The sequence below is a fragment of the Pseudarthrobacter sp. As-47 genome (genome assembly GCF_058215595.1).
Window position 1 is genome coordinate 3,735,224 of the sequence record NZ_CM177088.1, and the last position, 21,093, is coordinate 3,756,316.

Annotated in this window: 22 protein-coding genes, 1 pseudogene and 2 riboswitches; of the genes and pseudogenes, 8 read left to right on the forward strand and 15 right to left on the reverse strand. The window is 66.9% G+C overall.

Features of this window, described 5'->3' with window-relative positions:
- Positions 1-14 precede the first annotated feature (14 nt).
- On the forward strand, positions 15-1,394 hold the full coding sequence (locus AC4BCK_RS17365) for an LLM class flavin-dependent oxidoreductase (RefSeq protein ID WP_363958131.1): 1,380 nt from the start codon (positions 15-17) through the stop codon (positions 1,392-1,394).
- 36 nt (positions 1,395-1,430) lie between these two features.
- Here the strand turns inward: AC4BCK_RS17365 and AC4BCK_RS17370 are convergent, their stop codons facing one another.
- Genes AC4BCK_RS17370 through AC4BCK_RS17380 form a run of 3 tightly spaced genes read right to left on the reverse strand, consistent with a single transcriptional unit; the run spans position 1,431 to position 3,935 of the window.
- Positions 1,431-2,228 (reverse strand): GNAT family N-acetyltransferase, encoded by a 798-nt coding sequence (locus AC4BCK_RS17370; RefSeq protein ID WP_363958128.1) that lies wholly within the window; start codon positions 2,226-2,228, stop codon positions 1,431-1,433.
- Positions 2,225-3,142, reverse strand: coding sequence for a DUF817 domain-containing protein (locus tag AC4BCK_RS17375; RefSeq protein ID WP_363958125.1), 918 nt, complete (start codon positions 3,140-3,142; stop codon positions 2,225-2,227). The genes AC4BCK_RS17370 and AC4BCK_RS17375 overlap by 4 nt, the downstream gene beginning before the upstream one ends.
- The gene (locus AC4BCK_RS17380) at positions 3,135-3,935 is read right to left on the reverse strand and encodes an oxygenase MpaB family protein (RefSeq protein WP_363938996.1); all 801 of its coding nucleotides are present in this window, start codon (positions 3,933-3,935) and stop codon (positions 3,135-3,137) included. The genes AC4BCK_RS17375 and AC4BCK_RS17380 overlap by 8 nt, the downstream gene beginning before the upstream one ends.
- Positions 3,936-4,065: 130 nt before the next feature.
- Between AC4BCK_RS17380 and AC4BCK_RS17385 the strand changes: the two genes are divergently transcribed.
- The 3 genes from AC4BCK_RS17385 (at position 4,066) to AC4BCK_RS17395 (ending at position 5,294) form a co-directional block, all read left to right on the forward strand.
- Entirely contained in the window at positions 4,066-4,548 is a 483-nt protein-coding gene (locus tag AC4BCK_RS17385; RefSeq protein ID WP_363938998.1) for a hypothetical protein, read from the forward strand.
- 3 nt (positions 4,549-4,551) lie between these two features.
- A complete protein-coding gene (locus AC4BCK_RS17390) occupies positions 4,552-4,746 on the forward strand; it encodes a helix-turn-helix transcriptional regulator (RefSeq protein ID WP_104189442.1) in 195 nt (64 codons plus the stop codon).
- Positions 4,747-4,889: 143 nt separating this feature from the next.
- Complete coding sequence (locus AC4BCK_RS17395) at positions 4,890-5,294, forward strand: Hpt domain-containing protein (protein ID WP_174174870.1); 405 nt, start codon at positions 4,890-4,892, stop codon at positions 5,292-5,294.
- 132 nt (positions 5,295-5,426) lie between these two features.
- Here AC4BCK_RS17395 and AC4BCK_RS17400 read toward each other — a convergent pair whose 3' ends face one another.
- The gene (locus tag AC4BCK_RS17400) at positions 5,427-6,572 is read right to left on the reverse strand and encodes a luciferase domain-containing protein (protein WP_363958122.1); all 1,146 of its coding nucleotides are present in this window, start codon (positions 6,570-6,572) and stop codon (positions 5,427-5,429) included.
- Positions 6,572-7,219, reverse strand: coding sequence for an NADPH-dependent F420 reductase (locus tag AC4BCK_RS17405; protein WP_366286939.1), 648 nt, complete (start codon positions 7,217-7,219; stop codon positions 6,572-6,574). The genes AC4BCK_RS17400 and AC4BCK_RS17405 overlap by 1 nt, the downstream gene beginning before the upstream one ends.
- A 176-nt stretch (positions 7,220-7,395) precedes the next feature.
- Here AC4BCK_RS17405 and AC4BCK_RS17410 point away from each other — a divergent pair, with 176 nt between their 5' ends.
- The 4 genes from AC4BCK_RS17410 to AC4BCK_RS17425 all read left to right on the forward strand — a co-directional run bounded on the left by AC4BCK_RS17410 (position 7,396) and on the right by AC4BCK_RS17425 (position 10,510).
- Complete coding sequence (locus AC4BCK_RS17410) at positions 7,396-7,860, forward strand: LpqB family beta-propeller domain-containing protein (RefSeq protein WP_174174876.1); 465 nt, start codon at positions 7,396-7,398, stop codon at positions 7,858-7,860.
- Positions 7,857-9,635: a DUF5671 domain-containing protein gene (locus AC4BCK_RS17415; protein WP_490566252.1), complete on the forward strand. Its 1,779-nt coding sequence runs from the start codon at positions 7,857-7,859 to the stop codon at positions 9,633-9,635. Before AC4BCK_RS17410 ends, AC4BCK_RS17415 begins: the two co-directional genes overlap by 4 nt.
- A gap of 110 nt (positions 9,636-9,745) precedes the next feature.
- Positions 9,746-10,168: a universal stress protein gene (locus tag AC4BCK_RS17420; protein ID WP_174174880.1), complete on the forward strand. Its 423-nt coding sequence runs from the start codon at positions 9,746-9,748 to the stop codon at positions 10,166-10,168.
- Between the two features lie 177 nt (positions 10,169-10,345).
- A complete protein-coding gene (locus AC4BCK_RS17425; protein ID WP_174174882.1) occupies positions 10,346-10,510 on the forward strand; it encodes a hypothetical protein in 165 nt (54 codons plus the stop codon).
- Between the two features lie 9 nt (positions 10,511-10,519).
- On the opposite strand, the gene AC4BCK_RS17430 is transcribed toward AC4BCK_RS17425, so the two are convergent.
- The 10 genes and pseudogenes from AC4BCK_RS17430 to gcvP all read right to left on the reverse strand — a co-directional run bounded on the left by AC4BCK_RS17430 (position 10,520) and on the right by gcvP (position 20,716).
- The gene (locus tag AC4BCK_RS17430) at positions 10,520-10,762 is read right to left on the reverse strand and encodes a hypothetical protein (RefSeq protein WP_174174884.1); all 243 of its coding nucleotides are present in this window, start codon (positions 10,760-10,762) and stop codon (positions 10,520-10,522) included.
- 43 nt (positions 10,763-10,805) lie between these two features.
- Complete coding sequence (locus tag AC4BCK_RS17435) at positions 10,806-11,024, reverse strand: hypothetical protein (protein WP_174174886.1); 219 nt, start codon at positions 11,022-11,024, stop codon at positions 10,806-10,808.
- 5 nt (positions 11,025-11,029) lie between these two features.
- A pseudogene (locus AC4BCK_RS17440) lies at positions 11,030-11,200 on the reverse strand (formyltetrahydrofolate deformylase); the annotation flags it as partial.
- Between the two features lie 61 nt (positions 11,201-11,261).
- Positions 11,262-12,095 carry a methylenetetrahydrofolate reductase gene (locus tag AC4BCK_RS17445; RefSeq protein WP_174174888.1) on the reverse strand — a complete coding sequence of 278 codons (834 nt, stop codon included), beginning with the start codon at positions 12,093-12,095 and terminating at the stop codon, positions 11,262-11,264.
- Positions 12,096-12,145: 50 nt separating this feature from the next.
- Positions 12,146-13,153 carry a lipoyl synthase gene (gene lipA, locus AC4BCK_RS17450; RefSeq protein WP_490566253.1) on the reverse strand — a complete coding sequence of 336 codons (1,008 nt, stop codon included), beginning with the start codon at positions 13,151-13,153 and terminating at the stop codon, positions 12,146-12,148.
- Between the two features lie 24 nt (positions 13,154-13,177).
- The gene (locus AC4BCK_RS17455; RefSeq protein ID WP_490566254.1) at positions 13,178-14,611 is read right to left on the reverse strand and encodes an L-serine ammonia-lyase; all 1,434 of its coding nucleotides are present in this window, start codon (positions 14,609-14,611) and stop codon (positions 13,178-13,180) included.
- A 160-nt stretch (positions 14,612-14,771) separates the two neighbouring features.
- Positions 14,772-16,094 carry a serine hydroxymethyltransferase gene (gene glyA / locus AC4BCK_RS17460; RefSeq protein WP_400602321.1) on the reverse strand — a complete coding sequence of 441 codons (1,323 nt, stop codon included), beginning with the start codon at positions 16,092-16,094 and terminating at the stop codon, positions 14,772-14,774.
- A complete protein-coding gene (gene gcvH, locus AC4BCK_RS17465; RefSeq protein ID WP_490566255.1) occupies positions 16,091-16,474 on the reverse strand; it encodes a glycine cleavage system protein GcvH in 384 nt (127 codons plus the stop codon). The genes glyA and gcvH overlap by 4 nt, the downstream gene beginning before the upstream one ends.
- 227 nt (positions 16,475-16,701) lie before the next feature.
- Positions 16,702-17,835, reverse strand: coding sequence for a glycine cleavage system aminomethyltransferase GcvT (gene gcvT, locus AC4BCK_RS17470; RefSeq protein WP_174174896.1), 1,134 nt, complete (start codon positions 17,833-17,835; stop codon positions 16,702-16,704).
- A 10-nt stretch (positions 17,836-17,845) separates the two neighbouring features.
- Entirely contained in the window at positions 17,846-20,716 is a 2,871-nt protein-coding gene (gene gcvP, locus AC4BCK_RS17475) for an aminomethyl-transferring glycine dehydrogenase (protein ID WP_472531302.1), read from the reverse strand.
- 52 nt (positions 20,717-20,768) lie between these two features.
- A riboswitch (glycine riboswitch) is annotated at positions 20,769-20,876 on the reverse strand.
- 1 nt (position 20,877) lies between these two features.
- A riboswitch (glycine riboswitch) is annotated at positions 20,878-20,975 on the reverse strand.
- Positions 20,976-21,093: the final 118 nt, after the last annotated feature.

Consider the following 21,093-nt stretch of genomic DNA (forward strand, 5'->3'; position numbering starts at 1 on the left):
CGAAGGACCACCCCATGACTTCCGAAAACTCCTCACCACAGCGCCAGCTCCACCTCAACGCCTTCCTGATGAGCACCGGCCACCACGAAGCCTCCTGGCGGCTGCCCGAAAGCGACCCGCACTCCAGCACCAACGTGGAGCATTACAAGCAGCTCGCCCAAACTGCCGAGCGCGGCAGGCTGGACTCCATCTTCTTCGCCGACTCCCCCGTCCTGTTCGGCGAGGTGGGACGCCGCCCTTCCGGCAAGCTCGAACCCACGGTGCTCCTCACCGCCATCGCCGGGGCCACGGAGCACATCGGGCTGATCGCCACCGCCTCCACCACCTACAACGAGCCCTTCAACCTTGCCCGTCGGTTCGCATCGGTGGACTGGGTTAGCGGCGGACGCGCGGGATGGAATGTGGTCACCACAGCCGGGCCCGACGCCGCCCGGAACTTCGGCGTGGACGACCAGCCCGCCCACGCCGTGCGGTATGAGCGTGCCGCCGAGTTCATCGAGGTGGCCCACAAGCTGTGGGACAGCTGGGAGGACGGCGCCGTGCTCGCGGACAAGGCGGAGGGCGTGTGGGGTGATGCCGAAAAGATCCGGGTCATTAATCACGAGGGCAAGCACTTCAGGGTCCGTGGCCCCCTGAACGTGCCCCGCTCCCCGCAGGGGCACCCGCTGATCGTCCAGGCGGGCTCGTCCGAAGACGGCAAGGGCCTCGCCGCCCGGTACGCGGACGCCGTCTTTACCGCACACCAGACACTTGCTGACGCACAGGCCTTCTATGGCGACCTCAAGAACCGCACCGCGGCTGCAGGACGTGATCCGGAGACCATTAAGATCCTGCCGGGCATCGTTCCGGTCATCGGCGCAACCGAGGAAGAAGCGCTGGAGCTGGAACGCGAACTGGACCGCCTCATCAAGCCCGAATACGCCCGGATCCAGCTGGCCAAGACCCTCCGCGTTGCGCCGGAGGACCTGCCGCTTGACCGCCAGCTGCCGGAGAACCTGCCCAGCGAGGACGAGATCGAGGGCGCCAAAAGCCGCTACACACTGATCGTCCAGCTCGCCCGGCGGGAGCAGCTCACCGTGCGGCAGCTGATCGGCCGCCTGGGCGGCGGCCGCGGACACCGGACTTTCACGGGCACACCGGTGCAGGTGGCGGACGCCATCCAGGAATGGTTCGACGGCGGCGCGGCGGACGGCTTCAACATCATGCCGCCGGTGCTGCCCTCGGGGCTTGAAACATTCGTGGACCAGGTGGTGCCGATCCTGCAGGAGCGGGGACTGTTCCGCACCGGCTACACCGGCCGGACGCTGCGGGAGCACTACGGCCTTGCGCGGCCGGAGAACAAGTACGCCGGTGCTGCCGCTCCGGAGCTGGCCTCGATTGGTCCGGCATTCTGAGTGGACAGGCCGGGCACCGGGCGGGAAGGTGGGCGGTCAGCTGCCCTCCCGCCGCCAGCGGTAGGGGGTGGTGGTGGAGACCTTGACCAGCCCGGAGCGCTCCAGGATGGGCCGTGAGAACTCGGTCGAATCGCTGTGGATGAGCGTCTTGCCCAGGCCGAGGGCCGACTGTGCCCGGCGGGCGGTCAAAGCCCGGTAGATCCCGCGGCCGCGCCATTCCGGACGCGTGGCACCGCCCCAGATCCCGGCGAAGGCCGTGCCTTCCACCGGCTCGAGGCGGCCGGCACTGACAATCCCGCCGTCCGCCTCGGCCACCCACAGCTGCATCCCGTCACCCAGCGAGAGCCGGTGCAGCAGGGCATCGGCCATCCCGTCGGACACCGGATCGCCGAAGACTTCATCCTGCATGGCGCACATCGCCCGGACATCCGGTTCGTCCACCACCTGCCGCACCACCACGCCGTCAGGGAGCGGCACGGGGACGCTGAGCGCCTGCGCGCCGCCGATCATGATGGATTCCGGCGGATCAGGGACAAAGCCGTGCCCCAGCAGCACCTCATGCAGTCCGGGGGCGTGGTCATGGCTGCGCGTCTTCCATTCCACCCGGGTGATCCCGGGATCGGCCCGGAAGCAGTCCACCGCCCCCCGGACCAGCCGGCGGAGGGCCTCAGTGCCGGCATCCCCAAGATCCCGGTATGTCACAAAGCCGCGGCCGTCCCGGAACGCCGCCAGGTGCAACGGCCCGCGCCTCTTCACCGAGACGGCGCCGGGTGTCTCGGCATCCGTGCGCAGCTGTTCATCGTAGGCAGCCAGGAACCGTGCGGATTCACTCATTCCGCGAGCTTACTGGTGGACGCCGGGATTGATTGCCTGGCAGCCGCTGGACCATCCGTGGTTTCCCCGGCAGGCGGCTGCGGCTTGTAGACCCAGGCCACCAGCACCACTGAAATGATCATCAGCAGGAACCACGCCACCAGTTTCTCCAACCCAACGGGCTGCCAGCCGTCCACCTGGCTGGGGTACAGCCAGGCGCCGGACCAGGTGGCGATGTTCTCGGCCACCCAGATGAACAGCGCCACCAGCAGGAAGGCGAGCAGCAGCGGCATCCTGTGATGCTTCCTGAACACCCTGAAGTGCATCACGCACCGGCCAAAGACAACCACGACGGCGGCGAGCAGCACCCAGCGGGCGTCCCAGATGTAGTGGTGGCTGAAAAAGTTGCCGTAGACGGCCGCGGCCACGGTCGCCGTGATCCAGCGCCGCGGATAGCGGGCGAACCTCAGGTCGAACAACCGGTAGACGCGGACCATGTAGGAGCCGACGGCCGCGTACATGAAGCCGCTGAAGAGGGGGACCGCCCCGATCCGCAGGAAGCCCTCGGCCTCGTAGGACCAGGAGCCGGCGTCGGTCTTGAAAAGCTCCATCACCGTCCCCACCAGGTGGAACAGGATAATGACCCGCAGCTCCTTCAGGGTTTCCAGCCTGAAGGCGACCATGAGGACCTGGATCAGCACCGCGGCGAGGGTCAGGAAGTCGTTCCGGGCCAGTCCGGCCCCGTCCGGGTACCAGAGCCGCGCGGCCATCAGCACTGCAAGCAGGGTGGCGCCGAAGATGCATGCCCAGCCCTGCTTCAGGCCGAAGACCACGAATTCGGTGAGCTTTGGCCGGACGCGGCTGGCAGGGGCGCTGGCCAGGAACCGCCGGGCCCGCTCGTCAAGCCGCGCCTCCAGCGGAGTGGAACTAAGCACTGACGCGCCCTGCCCGGCGGGAGAAGGTGTCCAGCTCGGAGAGGCAGTAGTTCTTGAACCAGTGCCGGAGGCGCTGCGGCAGCTTTGGGTAGGCCACGGCGAGGGCTTTCATGGTGCGGTGGAACCGGCGTTCGTGGCGCCCGCTCCACGGCAGGCCGAAGTCATTCCGCAACTGGTCCGGGAGGAGGCCGGCCGTCAGGAACCGGGCGAACGGCATGATCGCGCGGTACCAGAGCGCTGCATGCCGTGGATACAGGAGCCCGCGGCCCACGCGGACGGCGGCGTCGCTCGCCCGGAGGCCGGCCATGCGGGCGTCATAGTACCGGCCGAACGCCTCACGGTCCTTCGGCCACATGTCCGGCGGCAGCTGCAGGGCTGTCCCCAGCTTCGCGTAGTCCTTGTACATGGCGTCGGCGGACTCGTCGTCGAGCGGGCCGTAGATTTTCTCGATGATGACCACGGCGGTGTCGTAAAGCGTTGCCGTGACCCACAGCTGCAGTTCGGGGTCGTACGCGTTGTAGCCGGGCGTTTCGTGATCGGCATCCCGGCGGACAGGGACGTGGGCGCGGTTCACCCTGCGCCGGACCTCTTTGACCTGCTCGTCAGTCCCGTAGGTGACGGCGTACACGTAGGTCAGGGTGCCCTTGAGCCTGTTGATGGGACGGTCCGTGAAGGTGCTGTGCTCTGCGACGCCGCGGCCCACGCCGGGGTCTGCAAGCTGCAGCAGGATGGCCCGTCCCGCTCCCGCGAGCAGGATGACCTCCGCGTTCAAGTCCGCAAGTTCCCGCACCATTCCCTCAGGGTACCGGAGGGACAACGGGATGGAGCGGGCCTGGGAACGCGCGCAATGGACAAGTTTACTTTACAGTCAAGCTCGCTTTACACTGGAGACATCGATTACCGACAAGAACTGGGGGTCTGACATGACGGAGAACAAGAACAGTGCGGCAGGGAATCCGGTACGCACCGCCTGGGGACGGGCCCGGCTTGGCACCCGCACCGTACCGGCCATGATGCCCGCCATCCCCCTGGGGATCCTTCTCGCCGCGCTGATCGCGGCAGCTGCCGCCCTGGCAGGCTTTGCTCCGCAGCAGCCTTTGCTGGGTGCCGCCATCGTGGCAGCCCTCATGGCCCTGCCCATGTGTGCACTCGCCTGGGCGTTCCTTGTTGACCGGGATTCCCTGGAGGGCGCGGCCTCCCGCCCGGAGGAATCCGTGGAATCGCGCTGGTATGACAATGCCGCCGCAGGAGCATTCCACGACCTGCTGATCTTTTCCGGCCTCGGAACAGCGGTGCTCTTCCTGACGCCCCTTGAAATTGAGGGGTCCGTGGGCCTGCTGGCCGTAAGTGTCGTGGGAATGCTGTCCGCGGGAATACGTTACACCGTCAACCGGAGACGGGGGTAGCCGATGGAGAACACTCTTCCGGAACTGCGCAGGGAGCATGGCTGGTCGCAGCAGAAGCTGGCCGATGCGCTGGGAGTCTCGAGGCAAACCGTCATTTCCATCGAGAAGGGCCGGTTTGACCCGTCACTCCCCCTGGCCTTCCGCCTGGCATCACTCTTCGGGTGCACCATCGAGGACATCTTCACGCCCGGCAGCTAGCACGAGCAATGCCCGCCGAAAATCGAGTACCCACCACTCGTGCCCTCCATCCCCGCTCACCGTAGCGTCCTGTGAAAGCCCGCGGACATCACCACGGGAATTCCGGCTGCGAGGGGGGTCATGGGCTGCATCGAGGCACCGACATGACCCAGCCGGACGGTAACGTCCCTCCCCTCCTGGACCCCGCAGTGCTTGAGCGGCTGCGCGACGAACTCGAGGATGACGAGGGCGTGTGGAAGGTCTTTGTGGAGGCCTTCATCGCGCAGATGCCCCAGAGGCTGCAAAAGGTACGGCTTGCCCTGACCACCGGCGACCTGCCGGGTGCCATGGATGCTGTCCTGAGCCTCAAGACGTCCAGCCAGATGGTGGGGGCGGAGAGGCTCGCCGCCCTCGCCCTGGAACTTGAAGGATCGCTGCGGGAGGAAGCCAGAGCCGCCGACCCGGCCGTTGTGTTGCCCCGGCTTGCGGCGGAGCACCTGCGGAGGCTCAAGCAGTGCGCCCAGCGCACCATCTATGTCCTGCAGGACCACCTGCGGAAAGGTCACTGAACCGACGGCACGGCACGATGTCCCGCGGACTGACGCGGCGCCCCGGAACAGGAACGGACGACGGCGGAACCTCCCGCCGTCGTCCGTTCCGGTTGGGGCAGCCCGCCCGTGCCGGCAGCCCCGCCCAGAGCGTCAGACCTGCAGGGTGGCGTAGTTGTGGCTGGTCTGGACGATGGCTGCAACCGTCTCAAGTTCGCTGTCGTCGCGGGGACCATAAACCAGGACCATGCCGCTGGCCAGCCGGACGCCGGCCAGCGGATGGGCAACCGCCCAGCCCTTCGCTACCGCCTCCGCGGCCAATACCGGGGGCAAGGCAACGTGGAGCGAGCCGTCGTGGGCCGGATGCTGGTGGGCGAACTCGCCCACGGACGGCACCAGGAAACCGTCCGAAGTTGCAGCAGGAGCGGGGCCCAGCATGAGTCCCGTGGCTCCGGGCACCGAAATGGCAGACTGCCGGCTGGAAACACCGGCCAGCGTGCTGATGCGGGACAACAGTTTCTCCTGCAACTCCCGCGGCGCGTTGTCGCTTCGCTGTTCCTGCGGAATGGTCCATGAAACCTGCGGACGATGTCCAGCACGAAGCGGCAGGCCATCCTCCCGCAGCCCGGTCCACCCGGCCTTTACGCCACTGTCGCCGTTGGCGCGCGGCCGTGCCACGAATGCAAGCCGTTCACGGATCCAGCCGCCGAGTTCGGCCAGCGTCTCCCCGGTGATGCCGTGCCCACCCGGATCGCGGCGGGCATAGGCCGGGGCGGCGGACTCTGTGAGGAGATAGGTCCACGTCCGCAGCAGCAGCTCTGCCGGGATGACCCGGTCCTGCTCGCCCTGCGCAACGAAGACGGGTACCCCGGCCAAGCGGGCCGCCGAGAGGGGCACCCCTGCGTCGAAGGGCAGGGTGCCGTACAGGATCGCCCCGCCGGCAAAGCGCTGCGGGTCGGAAAGCAGCAGGCCGCCGGCGAACGCCGCTCCCCCGCTGAATCCCACCAGCACCACCGGCCGGCCGGCCGGAGCAACGGCGTCAAGCCAGCTCCGGAACCAGGCCATGGTTTCGGTCAGGGATTCCTCGACGGGCCTGCCGATGCCACGGTTCCGGAACCAGGCGTAGCCGCCACCTTCAGCGATCGGCGCCCGCACGGCCGCGTAGACCGGGCCGGCGGGCAGGTGCTCTGCAAGACCGATGATCCCGCGTTCGCTTGAACCCCTGCCGTGCAGCAACACCACCAGCGGCTGCGCCGGGTCCGACGATCCGGCGGTCGCCACCACATACGGGGTGTTCATTAGTTGGTGACCTTGAGCCCGGTGTCCCAGTTGAAATCTGCGAATTCAGGGTTGGCCTGCAGGGTCATCAGGACGAACTGGAAGCCCTCGAGCTCGCGGGCGCGCTTGAGTGGTCCCACTACCAGGGGGCGCATTCCGGCGGCGCTGGCAAAGCCGCTGACTGCACGGGTGGCTGCGTCGTCGTCGCCTGCGATGAAAACGTCGAGGGGCTGGCCGTCCGACTCCCCGGCCACCAGGGTGCCGGCGAAGGTGGTGTTGAAGGCCTTGACCACGCTTGCGCCGGCGGGTGCCAGCGCCGCGATTTCCTCGGCGGCGGACGTGCCCGGCTCCACCACCAGGGAATCGAAGGTTTCGAAGTTCACCGGGTTGGTGATATCCACGATGGTCTTGCCCTCGAGCGCGGCACCGTAGGTGCTGACGACGGATTTGGCGGCGTCAAAAGGCACGGCGAGGACAACGATGCTGCCCTGGGGATCCTGCGCCGTGGTGCCGGAGGCGACGCCGGCACCCAGTTCGGCCGCGAGGGCCTGGGCCTTGCCTGCGTCCTGGCCGAGGATTTCGACGGTCTTGCCTGCCGACAGGGCCCGGGTCGCGATGCCGCGGGCCATGTTGCCGTTGCCGATGATGGTGATGGTGATGTCAGTCATGGGGTTCTTCTTTCCAAAGATGCGGGCCAGGAGGTTTGTCATGGGGTTCTGTTCTGCCGTTGTGGATTACTACTTGAAGCTACAACTAAATGTATGTGCGATTAGTTGAAGTGTCAAGTATTTTTTTGGGCCGAAAGACACCAGCGAATGTAGTGCCGACAGTGCATACTGGCGCCATGACTGATGCAGCGCGAAAACCGGACCGGATCCTCCTCGTGCTGCTGGGGGTTATCGGACTGCTGGTGGTGGTGGCCCTGGCCGTGGTGTTTTCCCGGGGAGATCCTGAACCCCTCGATGAGGCCAGCCCGGCCGGAGTCGTCCAGCGGTACAGCACGGCCGTGATCGACGGCGACCTCGCAACTGCCGAAACGTACCTCACGGATTCCGCCCGCACCATCTGCCGCGGCTCGTACTTCGGTGAACCCCGGCCGGCCCGGGTGGTCCTGGTGTCCACGTCGGAGCGGGACCAGTCAGCCACCGTGCGCGTCTCAATCGTCAACTCGTCCCAGGACGGGCCCTTCGGCCCCTCCGAGTACGAGTCGGAAGACATCTTCTCGCTGGTGAAGGCGGACGGAGACTGGAAGATCAGCCAGGCGCCGTACCAGCTGATGGCATGCACCGGAACACAGGTCAAACCATGAGCGCCCCGGCAGGCACAACGGTTCTGCCGGCGGGGCTCGCCCAGGTGACGCTGCGTCGGCTCATCCAGTACGCCCTGCTGTTCGCCCTGGTGGTAATTGCCGCCAGTGGCCTCAGCGGACTACTGGACCGGCTGTTCACTTCAGGGGCTGTGCTGGCTTCCACGGATGTGGCCGGGCTCGCCCGGTCCTTGGCCTTCACCTTGATCGGCGGGCCTCTCGCCCTGCTCCTGTGGTGGTTTGTGTGGCGCAGGCTCGACGACGAGGCAGAGCGCAGGTCCGCCGGGTGGGGCCTCTACCTCACCGCCATGTATGGGGTTTCCCTGATCATCTTCACCACCTCGCTGTTGGGGATGGCGGCGTCCCTGATAGGGCGGCGGGACGGTGACTGGGCGCCGGCGCTTGCCAACGCCATCGTCTGGGCGGCCATCTGGGGGTGGCACCGCTGGATGTGGAAGCACTCCCGGAAGCCCACGGTCCACCTGGACGACGTGAGGGCCGTCGTCGGCTCAGTGTTTGGCCTGCTGCTCGGCGCCGGAGCCGGCATCGCAGCGCTCAGCGGCCTGCTCGACGTCGCTGTCCGCGGCTTCCCCCTGACGGTGACCGTTGAGCCCTGGTGGTACTCCGTGCTCAGCTCGCTCGTGTGGGCGGCGGGCGGAACCGTGGTCTGGTGGTGGCACTGGTTCAGGGAAGGCGGGCGCCGCTTCCAGACCAACCTGGTTGACAGCATCATGATCATCGTCGGGGTTTTCGCGGCCGGCATCACTGCCCTCGGCGGGGCGGGCGTGGTCCTGTTTGTGTTCCTGCGGCTGGCGTTCGACCGGGATGACCCCCTGAACGAACTGCTGGAGCCGCTGGCTCCGGCCGTGGCCGCAACACTCGTGGGGGCGCTGGTGTGGCGCTACCACCGCACCGCGTCCATCCGCCGGTCCCCCGCCACCACGCGTGCCAGCCTCCTGGTGACGTCCGCGGTTGCCCTGGCTGCTTCAGCGTCCGGGGTGGGCGTTGTGGTGAACGCACTGCTGGCAGCCGCCGTTTCCCCGCTGGCGGGTGGGGCTACGCGCACCTTGCTCCTTGGCGGTATCAGTTCCCTCCTGGTGGGCGGGCCGGTCTGGTGGCTGGCGTGGAAGCCCAGGAGCCAGCCTCAGTCTGCCGATGCCATCCCGCCCGGACGCCGCGTGTACCTCATCGCATTCTTTGGCGTCAGCGCCGTGGTGGCACTCATTACGCTCCTGGTGATCGGCTACCGGGTCTTCGAGTTCCTGCTCGGGGACGTCACAGGCGGCAGCCTCCTGGACCGCATCCGTGCACCGTTCGGGCTCCTGGTGGCTGCCGCCCTTGTGGCCGGGTACCACTTCGCCCTGTGGCGGCACGACCGCGCCCTCCTCGCGGCCGCCCAGCCGGCCAGGAAACGGACCATCGAGCAGCTCACCCTGGTCGTGGGGCAGCACCCGGACCCGGACGCCTTGGCACGGGGCATTGCTGACGCCACGGGCGCTGCCAGGGTTACCGTCTGGGTACGGGCGGACGACGGCGGCCCGGTCCTTCCGGCGTCGGGTCCAGATTCGGTGGGGGCAGCTTCCAGCGCAGTTTCGCCAGCATCGGACACCAGCGCCGGCGGAGCTGCCTCTCAAGCCGCTGACGCTGCTCCGGCCGCCGGTGACGCCGTCGCCGTCCAGGTGGCCAAAGCCGTGGAGAACGTTACGGCCCCGCACGTTCTGGTGATCCTGGGCCCGGGGTCGCGGCTGGAAGTCATCCCGCTGGGCTCGCTGCGCTGAGCGGACTACAAAGTGGGGACATCCACAAAATGACGTAGGGTCTTCAGCCCGGACTTCTCTAGACTGGCCAATGGACGTTGAACCACGGACAGAGAGCAAGGGAGCACAGCATGAGCGGAGTAGTTGTTGTAGGTGTGGACGGCAGCCCGTCGGCACGGAAGGCTGCGGAAGTGGCGCTGGGCCTTGCAAAATCGCTGGGAGGTTCCCTCCACATCGTCACCGCATTCGACGTGGACCGGTCCGAGACCTTCGGCGTGGGCTCGGATGAAGTGAAGGTCTGGAACTCCGAGGCCGCCGAAACGGTCGCGAAGTCCCTTGGCGAAACACGGCCGGGAGTGGAGATCAGCTACTTCGCAGCCCGCGGCAAGCCCGCTGACGCACTCATCAAGGAAGCCATGCGCCTGGACGCCCGGCTGATCGTCGTCGGGAACCGGCGCATGCGCGGCATCGGCCGCCTCCTCGGCAGCGTGGCAAACAGCGTGGCGCACAACGCGCCGTGCGACGTCTACATCGCCAACACCTACGACGACTAACCCCACCCAACGGGGCAAAGGACAGCGGACGACGGCGGGAGCTCCCGCCGTCGTCCGCTTGCTTTATGCGCCTCTTGCTCAAGATTTGCCAAGTTTATCCCGTCGATAGATAAACCCTCTTCCGCTGCCGTCCCGGCCTGCCTACGGTTAGCTTCACAAGCACGCCAAGGGGGATACATGGAACGCTCGGACGACGCTACGCAGACTGCCCGCGAGGATGGCCAGCAGCCTGCAATTTCGGACCCGCTGGAGGGCCGTCAGCGGACAGTCGCCGAGTGGACGGGCGACCTCCTGGTCGGCATCCGGCAGCCCGTGCAGTTCAGGCTGGCGGACTGGCCGTAGCCCTGATCCCTAGGTCGAGGCGTCCTTCTCGATCTCCTCGGCAAGGTCGTCGACGGCCTCCGGACGCAAGCTTATGCCGGCCTCGTCGAAGCGTTCCTCAAGCACGTGGCTGACGTCGTCCTCGACGTGGCCCAGGCGGATCTCGTCCCGGATTTCGTCCGCGATACTCTCCGCCGTCGCCACGCCGTCAACCTCCTCCACGGCATCGTCGCCAGAAGGGGCGCCTGCGGGGTCAGCTCCAGTGTCAGTCATACCCCATCGTGGCCAATTGCGGGTGGGCGGTCAACAGCCGGCCCTATCCTTTGATCTCCACTTTGACGAAGTCCTCCCGGTGGAACATGCGGCGCTCGGACCACCCGTCCAGGACCACCCAGATAATGGAGCCGTCCGGTGTGGACCCGTCCACCACGCCGCAGCCGATATGTTGCCCGTCCTGAGAGAGGCGTACCGGCTGGCCTGCGGGCAGGGCGTTCCAGGACACCCGCCGCCAGCTGTGAGCTTCGCTCGGTTTCATGGCGCCTACCGCAGGACGACGGTCCGGTTGCCCAGCAGCAGGATCCGGCCCTCGCAGTGCCAGCGGACGGCATTCCGGAGCGCCACGCACTCCGCGTCCCGGCCCACCGCCACCAGGTCGTCCGCGGTGTACGTGTGGTCCACCTCGATGACCTGCTGCGAGATGAACGGGCCCTCATAAGGCCCCGCGTTGGTGAGCTGCCGCCCAAGATGCGGCTCCTGGCGGGTTGTCACAGGGTTAGTTGTCACGTGCTGCTCCTCGGATCAAAGCTGTCTGGAGTGCGGAAGGGGAAGACGCGGCCGCATCGTTGGGGACCGCATCGAGGCTGTTGAAGCTGTAGAGGTGGATGCCGGCGACGGTGCCGGGCGTGGTTTTGAGCCCGGCCACCAGGGTGTCCGGGGAGTACCGGTCGCCGCTGAGGAGTTTGCGGGCCAGCGGGCCCTTGCGGCTGAGGAACTTCAGGGAACTTCCGACGCCGATCTGCGTGGCGAGTGCCACCAGCTTGGTCCGCGGGACGGACCCCGCCACGCCCGCCCACAGGGGCAGGTGGACGCCTTCGCGGCGCAGGAGCGCGGCGTAATCGTGGATCTTGCCGGCGGAAAAGCACATCTGCGTGACTACATGCGAGGCAAGAGGCTGCTTGGCCAGCAGCCCGTCCAGCAGGTCCAGGGGGCTGACCAGCGGGTGGCCCTCCGGGTATCCGGCCACGCCCACGCGCATCATTCCGCCGGTGTACTGGGCGATGTCCTCGAGGACCGGAAGCGCCGAGTCGTAGGTGCCGGCGGGCTGCTTCCGGTCTCCCCCAATAACGAAGACTTCGCGGATTCCCGCAGCATCGCAGCCACGGATAATCTCGGTGAGCTCGGCACGGCTGCGGATGCTCCGGGCGGCGAGGTGCGGGATCACCTGGTAGCCGGCGTCGCTCAGCTCCACGGCGGTGCGCATGGTGCGCTCGATGCCGTGGTGCGGCAGGCAGGTGACGCTCAGCGGCGTGGCCGCGGACACCTTGGCTCGGACCTGCTCAACGATTCCCTCGGAGGGAATGATTTCGATTCTGACGGGGAACATCATTGGTCCTGTATTTGCTTCAGTTTTCAGGGGCTTCAGCGGTGGCTATCCCGTCATGCAGTGGCCGCCAGCAGGGAGCTGGCTTCCTGGCGGGTGCTGCCGGAGGACTCGATGTGGGCGAGTTCGGCGGGGATCTCCCAGCCCTTCTTCCGCATCGCGGTGGCCCAGAGCCGCCCGGCGCGGTAGGAGGAGCGGACCAGCGGCCCGGACATCACGCCGAGGAACCCGATCTCGGTGGCCTCGTCCTGGAGGTCCACGAATTCCTGCGGCTTGACCCACCGGTCCACCGGCAGGTGCCGCTCACTCGGGCGCAGGTACTGGGTGATGGTGATCAGGTCGCACCCGGCCTCGTGCAGGTCCCGCAGGGCCTCGGAGATCTCCTCGCGGGTCTCGCCCATGCCCAGGATCAGGTTGGACTTGGTGACCATGCCCAGGTTCCGGCCCTGCGTGATCACATCCAGGGACCGCTCGTACCGGAAGGCCGGACGGATCCGCTTGAAGATCCGCGGCACCGTCTCGACGTTGTGCGCGAACACCTCGGGCCTGGAATCGCAGATCGCTTTGATGTGCTCGGGTTTGCCGGAGAAGTCCGGGATCAGCAGCTCGACGCCGGTGCCGGGGTTCAGTTCGTGGATCTTCCGGACCGTCTCGGCGTACAGCCACACGCCCTCATCTTCGAGGTCGTCCCGGGCCACACCGGTGACCGTGGCGTAACGCAGCTGCATCGCCTGCACGGACCGGGCCACCTTGGTGGGTTCGAACATGTCCGCCGGGGAGGGCTTGCCGGTATCGATCTGGCAGAAATCACAGCGCCGGGTGCACTCCGATCCGCCGATCAGGAACGTGGCTTCCTTGTCCTCCCAGCACTCGAAAATGTTGGGGCAACCGGCCTCCTCGCACACCGTGTGCAGGCCTTCTTTCTTGACCAGGTTCTTGAGCTGGACAAACTCCGGGCCCATCTGGACCTTCGCCTTGATCCACTCCGGCTTACGCGCCACCGGAACAGCAGAATTGCGCTGTTCAACGCGTAAAAGCTTCCGGCCTTCAGGTGCCAATGTCATTAGTGTTCTTCCTTTTGCCTTCGGCTAGCATTCGACGACGTTGACGGCGAGGCCGCCCATGGCCGTTTCCTTGTATTTGGAGCTCATGTCCTTGCCGGTCTCGCGCATGGTCACGATGACCTCATCCAGCGACACCCGGTGGGACCCGTCGCCCCAGAGCGCCATCTTCGCGGCGTTGATCGCCTTCGCCGCCGCGATCGCGTTCCGCTCGATACACGGGACCTGGACCAGCCCGCCGATCGGATCACACGTCAACCCCAGGTTGTGCTCCATCGCGATCTCCGCCGCGTTCTCCACCTGTGCCGGAGACCCGCCCATCACCTCAGCCAGGCCCGCAGCAGCCATCGACGACGCCGACCCGACCTCGCCCTGGCACCCCACCTCAGCACCAGAAATCGACGCCTGCTCCTTGTACAGCACCCCCACCGCACCGGCGGCGAGCAGGAAACGCACCACCACGTCGTCCAGGTCTTCCTGGCTTGCGTTTTCCATCCCGGGTGCGAAATGCAGCGCGTAATACAGCACCGCCGGGATGATCCCCGCAGCACCGTTCGTCGGCGCCGTCACCACCCGGCCGCCCGAGGCGTTCTCCTCATTCACCGCAAGAGCAATCAAATTAACCCACTCCTGCCAATACTTCGGATCATGAAACTCGGCCCCGTCGCCGTTTTCGGCGCCGCCGGGCCGGGAGCTTTCCTTCCGCAGCCGGTCATACCAGTCCGGGGCACGGCGCCGGACCTTCAACCCGCCCGGCAGCACACCCTCCCGCTTCAGGGACGTCGCCACACAGTCCTCCATCACCGACCAGATATGCAGCAGCCCCGCCCGGATCTCCCCCGGGGTGCGGCTGTCCTCCTCGTTCACCCGCATCACATCACCGATGCCCAGCCCCGTCACCCGGCAATGCTCCAGCAGCTCCGCCGCGGTCCGGAACGGCAGCGGCAGCTCCTTCTTCGACTCCTCCAGCTCCTGCAGCGCCGCGTCCTCCTCACCCTCACGGACAATGAACCCGCCGCCCACCGAAAAGAACGTCGCCGCATGCAGTACCCGCCCACCGGCGTCGGAGACCGTGAACGTCATCCCGTTCGTATGCCTGGGCAGGACCGTCAAGGGCCGCAACACCATATCCTTCACCCCGTACGGCAACTCCACCGCACCAGCGAGCTGGAGAGTCCCGGTCTCAGCGATCGCAGCCAGCCGCTCCTCCACCTCACCGGGCAGGATCAGCTCCGGATGGAACCCCTCCAACCCCAGCAAAATGGCCGTCATCGTCCCATGCCCATGACCCGTCGCAGCCAACGACCCATACAAATCCACCCGCAACGACGCCACCCCCGCCAGCACCCCCGAAGCCTTCAACTCCTCCGAAAACACAGCAGCAGCCCGCATCGGCCCCACAGTATGAGAACTCGAGGGCCCGATCCCAATGGAAAAAAGATCGAATACGCCAACGGCCATGGTGGGATTCCTAACGAGACGTGTAATGGGTGGGTGGAGCGTCGCTAAGGCGACGTGGGCACGAGGGGCCGGCGGAGCCGGACTTTTCGAAAGCGTGCGTCAAAGCGACGAAGGAGCAGCACGCGTGAAAATGTCCGGTCCGCCGGCTCCGGAACCAGCCTCAGGACAGTGGTGCGATGCCCGGGTAGAGCGGGTGGGCCTTCGCCAACTCCTCGACGCGGTGACGCAGCCCGGAAAGATCCCCATCGGCGTCGGCCGTCAATGCCTCGGCGATGATGTCCGCAACCTCGCGGAAGGCAGCCTCACCAAACCCGCGCGTGGCGAGCGCCGGCGTGCCGATCCGGAGGCCGGAGGTGACCATCGGCGGGCGCGGGTCGAAGGGGACGGCGTTGCGGTTGACGGTGATGTCGATGGCCGCGAGCCGGTCCTCGGCCTGCTGCCCGTCGAGCTCGCAGTTGCGCAGGTCGACGAGGACCAGGTGCACATCGGTGCCGCCGGACACCACGCTGATGCCCTTGGCGGTGACGTCCGGCTGGACCAGGCGCTCGGCCAGGATCCGGGCGCCGGCCAGGACGCGCTCCTGCCGCTCACGGAACTCCTCGGACGCGGCGATCTTGAACGCCACGGCCTTGCCCGCGATGACGTGCTCCAGCGGGCCGCCCTGCTGGCCGGGGAACACAGCCGAGTTGATCTTCTTGGCGATGTCGGCGTCGTTGGTCAGGATGATGCCACCGCGGGGACCGGCGAGGGTCTTGTGCGTGGTGGACGTGGTGACATGCGCGTGCGGGACCGGCGACGGGTGCAGCCCCGCGGCCACCAAGCCGGCGAAGTGCGCCATGTCCACCATCAGATAGGCGCCCACGGAGTCGGCGATGCGGCGGAACTCGGCGAAGTCCAGCTGCCGGGCGTAGGCGGACCAGCCGGCCACGATCAGCGCGGGCTTGGTCTCCTGCGCCAGGCGCTCCACCTCTGCCATGTCCACCGTGTGGGTGTCCTCGCGGACGCCGTAGGGGACCACGTTGTAGAGCTTGCCGGAGAAGTTGATCTTCATGCCGTGCGTGAGGTGGCCGCCGTGGGCCAGGTTCAGGCCCATGATGGTGTCGCCGGGCTTGATCAGCGCGTGCATGACCGAGGCGTTGGCCTGCGCGCCGGAGTGCGGCTGGACGTTGGCGAACCCGGCACCGAAGAGCGCCTTGATCCTGTCGATGGCGAGCTGTTCGATCACGTCCACGTGCTCGCAGCCACCGTAGTAGCGCTTGCCCGGGTAGCCTTCGGCGTACTTGTTGGTCAGCACCGATCCCTGCGCCTGCATCACGGCGACGGCGGTGTGGTTCTCGGAGGCGATCATCTCCAGGCCGTCACGCTGGCGGGTGAGCTCGTCGTCGATCTTCGCGGCGATCTCCGGGTCCAGCGCGGCGAGGTTGGCGTCCAGCGACGGCGACACCACCTGTTCGAAGGCGGTCACGTCTGCCGGGGCGGTCACAGTTCGCCGCCGTTGGCTGAGGCGTACTCTTCAGCGGACATCAGCGGGCCCTCTTCGGTGACTGCAACCTTGAAGAGCCAGCCGGCGCCGTAGGGATCGTTGTTGATCAGCGCGGGGTCGGAGACGACGTCGTCGTTGATCTCCACAACCTCGCCGGTGACGGGGGCGTAGAGGTCGGAGTCAGACTTGGTGGATTCCACCTCGCCGCAGGTTTCCCCCGCGGTCACAGTGGAGCCGACCTCGGGCAGGTCCACGTACACAATGTCGCCCAGGGCATCGGCGGCGACTGCGGAAATTCCGATGTTCACCGGGCCCGATCCATCAGCAGCAACCCACTCGTGCTCGGCGGAGTACTTCAGTTCAGCAACAACTTTTGCCATGGTGTGTTTCCTTCAATCTGGTGTGTGAAAAGTGAGAGAGCGCCGGGCCAAAAGCCGCATCAAGTGATAGAGCGTTTGGATAAAACCGACATCAAGTGAGAGAGCGTCGGCCCCTTTGGGTCCGACCTCCGGCAGCATGCGTCTAAGGGAGCGTCACGTCCGCTCAGCGGGCGTCTTCGCGACCGAGCATGCAGAGGAGGTCGGACCCGACGGGCCGTCGGCGTCCGTTACTTCTGGCGCTTGTAGAACGGGAGGGCTACTACTTCGAAGGGCTCTGGCTTGCCGCGGAGGTCGATGTCGAGGGCGGTGCCGGGTTCGGAGTGTTCGACGTCGACATAGGCCAGGGCGATCGGGTAACCGAGGGTGGGGCTTGGCTGGCCGGAGGTCACCTCACCCACGACGTTGCCGTCCTTGAGCACCGGGTAGTGGCTGCGGCCGGCGCGGCGGCCCAGTCCCTTGAGGCCCACGAGCTTGCGGCCGGAGGTGGAACCGGCACCAAGCTCCTTGAGCTCCGCCAGTGCCGCCTTGCCCACGAAGTCCGACTCCTTCTTGAGCGAGACAACCGGGCCGAGGCCAGCGGCGAAGGGGTTGCCTTCACGGGAGAGTTCGTTGCCGTAGAGGGGCATGCCGGCTTCCAGGCGGAGCGAGTCGCGGCAGGCGAGGCCGGCGGGGATGAGCCCGTGGCCGTCGCCGGCTTCCAGCAGCGCTTCCCACAGGCCGGCGGCGTCCCCGTTCGGGACGTAGATCTCGAAGCCGTCCTCGCCGGTGTATCCGGTGCGGGCCAGGAGCAGGTCCTGGACAGCGCCGTTGACGGTGATCCCTACTTCGACGGCCGCGTAGTACTTCAGCTCAGTCACCAGGGAGTGCTGCTCGGCGGGGACCAGCGTCAGGAGGATGGCTTCGGCGTTCGGGCCCTGCACGGCGATGAGGGAGGTCTCGGCGGAGACGTCCTCCACGGTGACATCGAAGCCGGCGGCCCGCTCGGCCAGGGCAGCGGCCACCACCTTGGCGTTGCCGGCGTTGGGGACCACCAGGTACTTCTCTTCACTCCGGCGGTAGGAGATGAGGTCGTCAATGATGCCGCCGTCTTCCTGGCAGATCAGCGAGTACTTGGCCTTGCCCACGGCCACGGCGGACAGCTTGCCGGCCAGGGCGTAGTCCAGGAAGGCTGCGGCGTCCGGGCCGGTGACCCAGACCTCGCCCATGTGGGAGAGGTCGAACAGGCCGGCGGCGTTACGGACGGCGTGGTGCTCGGCCAGCTCGGAGCTGTACTTAAGGGGCATCTGCCAGCCGCCGAAGTCGGTGAAAGAGGCGCCGGCCAGCTTGTGCTGCTCATAGAGCGCTGTGTAGTTCTCAGTCATCAGGAAATCCTTAGTTCTCAAATGCAGTTTTGTCCTCGAACGCGTCGAGGGGAGGGCAGGAGCACACCAGGTTGCGGTCACCCGCGGCGCCGTCAATGCGGCCGACCGGCGGGAAGTACTTGTCCTGCCGGAGGGAGGACACGGGGAAGGCTGCCTGCTCGCGCGGGTACGCGCGGTCCCAGTCGGAAGAGACGACGGCGGCGGCCGTGTGGGGTGCGTTGCGCAGCGGGCTGCTGGTCACGGTGAAGTCGCCGTTGGCCACCTGGTCGATTTCCTTGCGGATGGTGATCATGGCTTCGATGAAGCGGTCGATCTCCGCGAGGTCCTCGGACTCGGTGGGCTCCACCATGAGCGTGCCCGCCACCGGGAAGGAGAGCGTGGGGGCGTGGAAGCCGAAGTCGATGAGCCGCTTGGCCACGTCCTCCGCGGTGACGCCGGTCTGGGCCGTCAGGTCGCGCAGGTCCAGGATGCACTCGTGCGCCACCAAGCCGCTTTCGCCGGTGTACAGGACCGGGAAGAAGTCGTTCAGCCGTGCCGCGATGTAGTTGGCAGCGAGCAGTGCGGACTTGGTGGCCTCGGTCAGGCCCTGGCCGCCCATCAGCTTCACGTAGGCCCAGGAAATCGGGAGCACACCCGCAGAACCGAAGCGCGAAGCGGAAATCGCAACGCCATGCCCGGCTTCATGGGCGGCCTTGTTTGCATCACCCGGCATGAACGGTGCCAGGTGCGCCTTGGCAGCAACGGGTCCGACGCCGGGTCCGCCGCCGCCGTGCGGGATGCAGAAGGTCTTGTGCAGGTTCAGGTGCGAAACATCGCCACCGAACTTGCCCGGCTGCGCCAGGCCCACAAGAGCGTTCAGGTTTGCACCGTCAACGTACACCTGTCCCCCGGCGGCGTGGACCGCGTCGCAGACCTCGCGGACATCGGAGTCGTACACGCCGTGGGTGGACGGGTAGGTGATCATGATGGCCGAGAGGACGTCCTTGTGGGCCTCGATCTTCGCTTCCAGGTCGGCGTGATCGATCGTTCCGTCAGCGGCAGTGGCCACCACCACAACCTTCATCCCGGCCAGCACTGCGGACGCGGCGTTGGTGCCGTGCGCCGAGGCCGGGATCAGGCAGACGTTGCGCTGCTGGTCACCGCGGGAATGGTGGTAGCCGCGGATCGCCAGCAGCCCGGCGAGCTCACCCTGGGACCCGGCGTTCGGCTGGATGGACACCTGGTCATAGCCCGTGATCTCGGCAAGGTCCGCCTCCAGGCCCGCAATCAGCTCACGCCAGCCCTCAGTCTGCGAATCCGGGGCAAACGGGTGGATCGACGCGAACTCCGGCCAGGAAATGGCTTCCATCTCGGCCGTGGCGTTCAGCTTCATGGTGCACGAACCCAGCGGGATCATGGTGCGGTCCAGCGCCAGGTCCCGGTCGCTGAGCTTCCGGATGTAGCGCAGCAGCTGGGTCTCGGAACGGTGCGTATTGAACACCGGGTGCTGCAGGAAGTCGGAGGTGCGCAGCACGGACTCCGGCAGTTCAAAGCCCTGGCCGGACACAACCGGACCGGCACCAAAGGCCACCGCAACCGCGGAGAGGACCTCCGGCGTCGTGGTTTCATCGACGGACACGCCAACCGTGTCCGCGTCGATGAGCCGCAGGTTGATGCCGCGGGCTTCGGCGGCGGTGATCACCTTGGCGGCCTTGCCGGGCACGCGGACGGTGATGGTGTCGAAGAAGGTCTCGGACACCAGCTCGCGGCCTGCATGCTTCAGCGTGGCGGCCAGGGCGCGGGCGTTGTTGTGGACGGTTTCGGCGATCGCCTTCAGCCCGTCGGGGCCGTGGTACACGGCGTAGAAGGAGGAGACGATGGCCAGCAGTGCCTGGGCGGTGCAGATGTTGGACGTGGCCTTCTCGCGGCGGATGTGCTGCTCGCGGGTCTGCAGGGCAAGGCGGTAGGCCGGGACGCCGGCGTTGTCCTTGGAAACGCCGACGATGCGGCCGGGGAGGGTGCGTTCCATGCCGTCGCGGACGGCCATGTAGGCCGCGTGCGGTCCCCCAAAGAACAACGGCACGCCGAAGCGCTGGGTGGAGCCGACGGCGATGTCCGCCCCCTGCTCGCCAGGAGGGGTGATGAGGGTGAGGGCCAGGAGGTCGGCGGCGACCGTGACCAGTGCACCGCGTTCCTTGGCTTCCGCGATCACGGCGGACTGGTCCCAGACCCGGCCGGAGACGCCGGGCTGCTGGAGGACCACGCCGTTGATGTCGCCGTCCGGCAGGCCGTTGGTGAGGTCGGCGACCTCCACCTCGAAGCCGAGGGCCTCGGCGCGGCCCAGCACGATGGCGATGGTCTGCGGGAGGAGGTCGGCGTCCAGGACGGTCTTGCCGTCCTTGGCCGTCTTGTTCTTATTCGCCCGGCGCATCAGCAGCACGGCCTCGGCCACAGCGGTGGCTTCGTCGAGGAGGGAGGCGTTGGCCACCGGGAGCGCCGTGAGGTCCTGGACCATGGTCTGGAAGTTGAGCAGCGCCTCGAGCCGGCCCTGGGAAATCTCCGGCTGGTACGGGGTGTAGGCGGTGTACCAGGCGGGGGCTTCGAGGATGTTGCGGCGGATCACCGGCGGCGTCACGGTGTCGTAGTAGCCCTGGCCGATCATCTGCACGGCCATCTTGTTCTTGCCGGCCAGCTTGCGGAGCTCGGCAAGAACCTGGACTTCACTGAGGGCGCTCTCGAGTGTGAGGGGCTTGTCCTGGCGGATCGAGTCCGGGACGGCGCTGTCCACCAGGCCATCAAGGCTGTCGTAACCGACCGCCTTGAGCATGGTGTCGACGTCGGACTGGCGGCGCGCGCCGATATGGCGGTCTGCGAAGGTGGTTGGGGACGAGTGAACCGTCATGAGGGGAACTCCATAATTCAGGTGGCGCCTTAGCACCACGTTGATTCGGGTTCCTCCCCGCTCTGTATTGGACCTGAGAGTTTTGCGTTGCCCTGCTGTTCAGCAGGGCGCCACTTGCACCGTCGGTGAGCCCGGTTGCCCGGACTGCTTTCCAGAGTTGCCTTGCCGCGGCGGTACGTGGGCCTGAGAGATTCCTGGGGAGGATTTGCTCCTACGGCGCCTGCTGAACGTACCGGCAGGACTCTCCCGCCGCAGATCATAAGCATGTGCCACTGGTGGGTGACACGACTCACAGGATACCAAGATGCGCGCCGGGATCCAAACTTCCGGACCCGCAGAGGCGGGATGGCGACGGCGGGACGCGACGTCGTCGGCCG

Bases quoted from the DNA above. Each gene is read 5' to 3' on its own strand.
- AC4BCK_RS17410 (WP_174174876.1), top strand. From the start codon at position 7,396: ATGACTGATGCAGCGCGAAAACCGGACCGGATCCTCCTCGTGCTGCTG.
- AC4BCK_RS17425 (WP_174174882.1), top strand. From the start codon at position 10,346: ATGGAACGCTCGGACGACGCTACGCAGACTGCCCGCGAGGATGGCCAG.
- AC4BCK_RS17420 (WP_174174880.1), top strand. From the start codon at position 9,746: ATGAGCGGAGTAGTTGTTGTAGGTGTGGACGGCAGCCCGTCGGCACGG.
- AC4BCK_RS17445 (WP_174174888.1), bottom strand. From the start codon at position 12,095: ATGATGTTCCCCGTCAGAATCGAAATCATTCCCTCCGAGGGAATCGTT.
- AC4BCK_RS17400 (WP_363958122.1), bottom strand. From the start codon at position 6,572: ATGAACACCCCGTATGTGGTGGCGACCGCCGGATCGTCGGACCCGGCG.
- AC4BCK_RS17430 (WP_174174884.1), bottom strand. From the start codon at position 10,762: ATGACTGACACTGGAGCTGACCCCGCAGGCGCCCCTTCTGGCGACGAT.
- gcvT (WP_174174896.1), bottom strand. From the start codon at position 17,835: ATGACTGAGAACTACACAGCGCTCTATGAGCAGCACAAGCTGGCCGGC.
- gcvP (WP_472531302.1), bottom strand. From the start codon at position 20,716: ATGACGGTTCACTCGTCCCCAACCACCTTCGCAGACCGCCATATCGGC.
- AC4BCK_RS17380 (WP_363938996.1), bottom strand. From the start codon at position 3,935: ATGGTGCGGGAACTTGCGGACTTGAACGCGGAGGTCATCCTGCTCGCG.
- AC4BCK_RS17385 (WP_363938998.1), top strand. From the start codon at position 4,066: ATGACGGAGAACAAGAACAGTGCGGCAGGGAATCCGGTACGCACCGCC.
- AC4BCK_RS17455 (WP_490566254.1), bottom strand. From the start codon at position 14,611: ATGGCCGTTGGCGTATTCGATCTTTTTTCCATTGGGATCGGGCCCTCG.
- AC4BCK_RS17370 (WP_363958128.1), bottom strand. From the start codon at position 2,228: ATGAGTGAATCCGCACGGTTCCTGGCTGCCTACGATGAACAGCTGCGC.
- gcvH (WP_490566255.1), bottom strand. From the start codon at position 16,474: ATGGCAAAAGTTGTTGCTGAACTGAAGTACTCCGCCGAGCACGAGTGG.
- AC4BCK_RS17405 (WP_366286939.1), bottom strand. From the start codon at position 7,219: ATGACTGACATCACCATCACCATCATCGGCAACGGCAACATGGCCCGC.
- AC4BCK_RS17390 (WP_104189442.1), top strand. From the start codon at position 4,552: ATGGAGAACACTCTTCCGGAACTGCGCAGGGAGCATGGCTGGTCGCAG.
- AC4BCK_RS17395 (WP_174174870.1), top strand. From the start codon at position 4,890: ATGACCCAGCCGGACGGTAACGTCCCTCCCCTCCTGGACCCCGCAGTG.
- AC4BCK_RS17365 (WP_363958131.1), top strand. From the start codon at position 15: ATGACTTCCGAAAACTCCTCACCACAGCGCCAGCTCCACCTCAACGCC.
- AC4BCK_RS17435 (WP_174174886.1), bottom strand. From the start codon at position 11,024: ATGAAACCGAGCGAAGCTCACAGCTGGCGGCGGGTGTCCTGGAACGCC.
- lipA (WP_490566253.1), bottom strand. From the start codon at position 13,153: ATGACATTGGCACCTGAAGGCCGGAAGCTTTTACGCGTTGAACAGCGC.
- AC4BCK_RS17415 (WP_490566252.1), top strand. From the start codon at position 7,857: ATGAGCGCCCCGGCAGGCACAACGGTTCTGCCGGCGGGGCTCGCCCAG.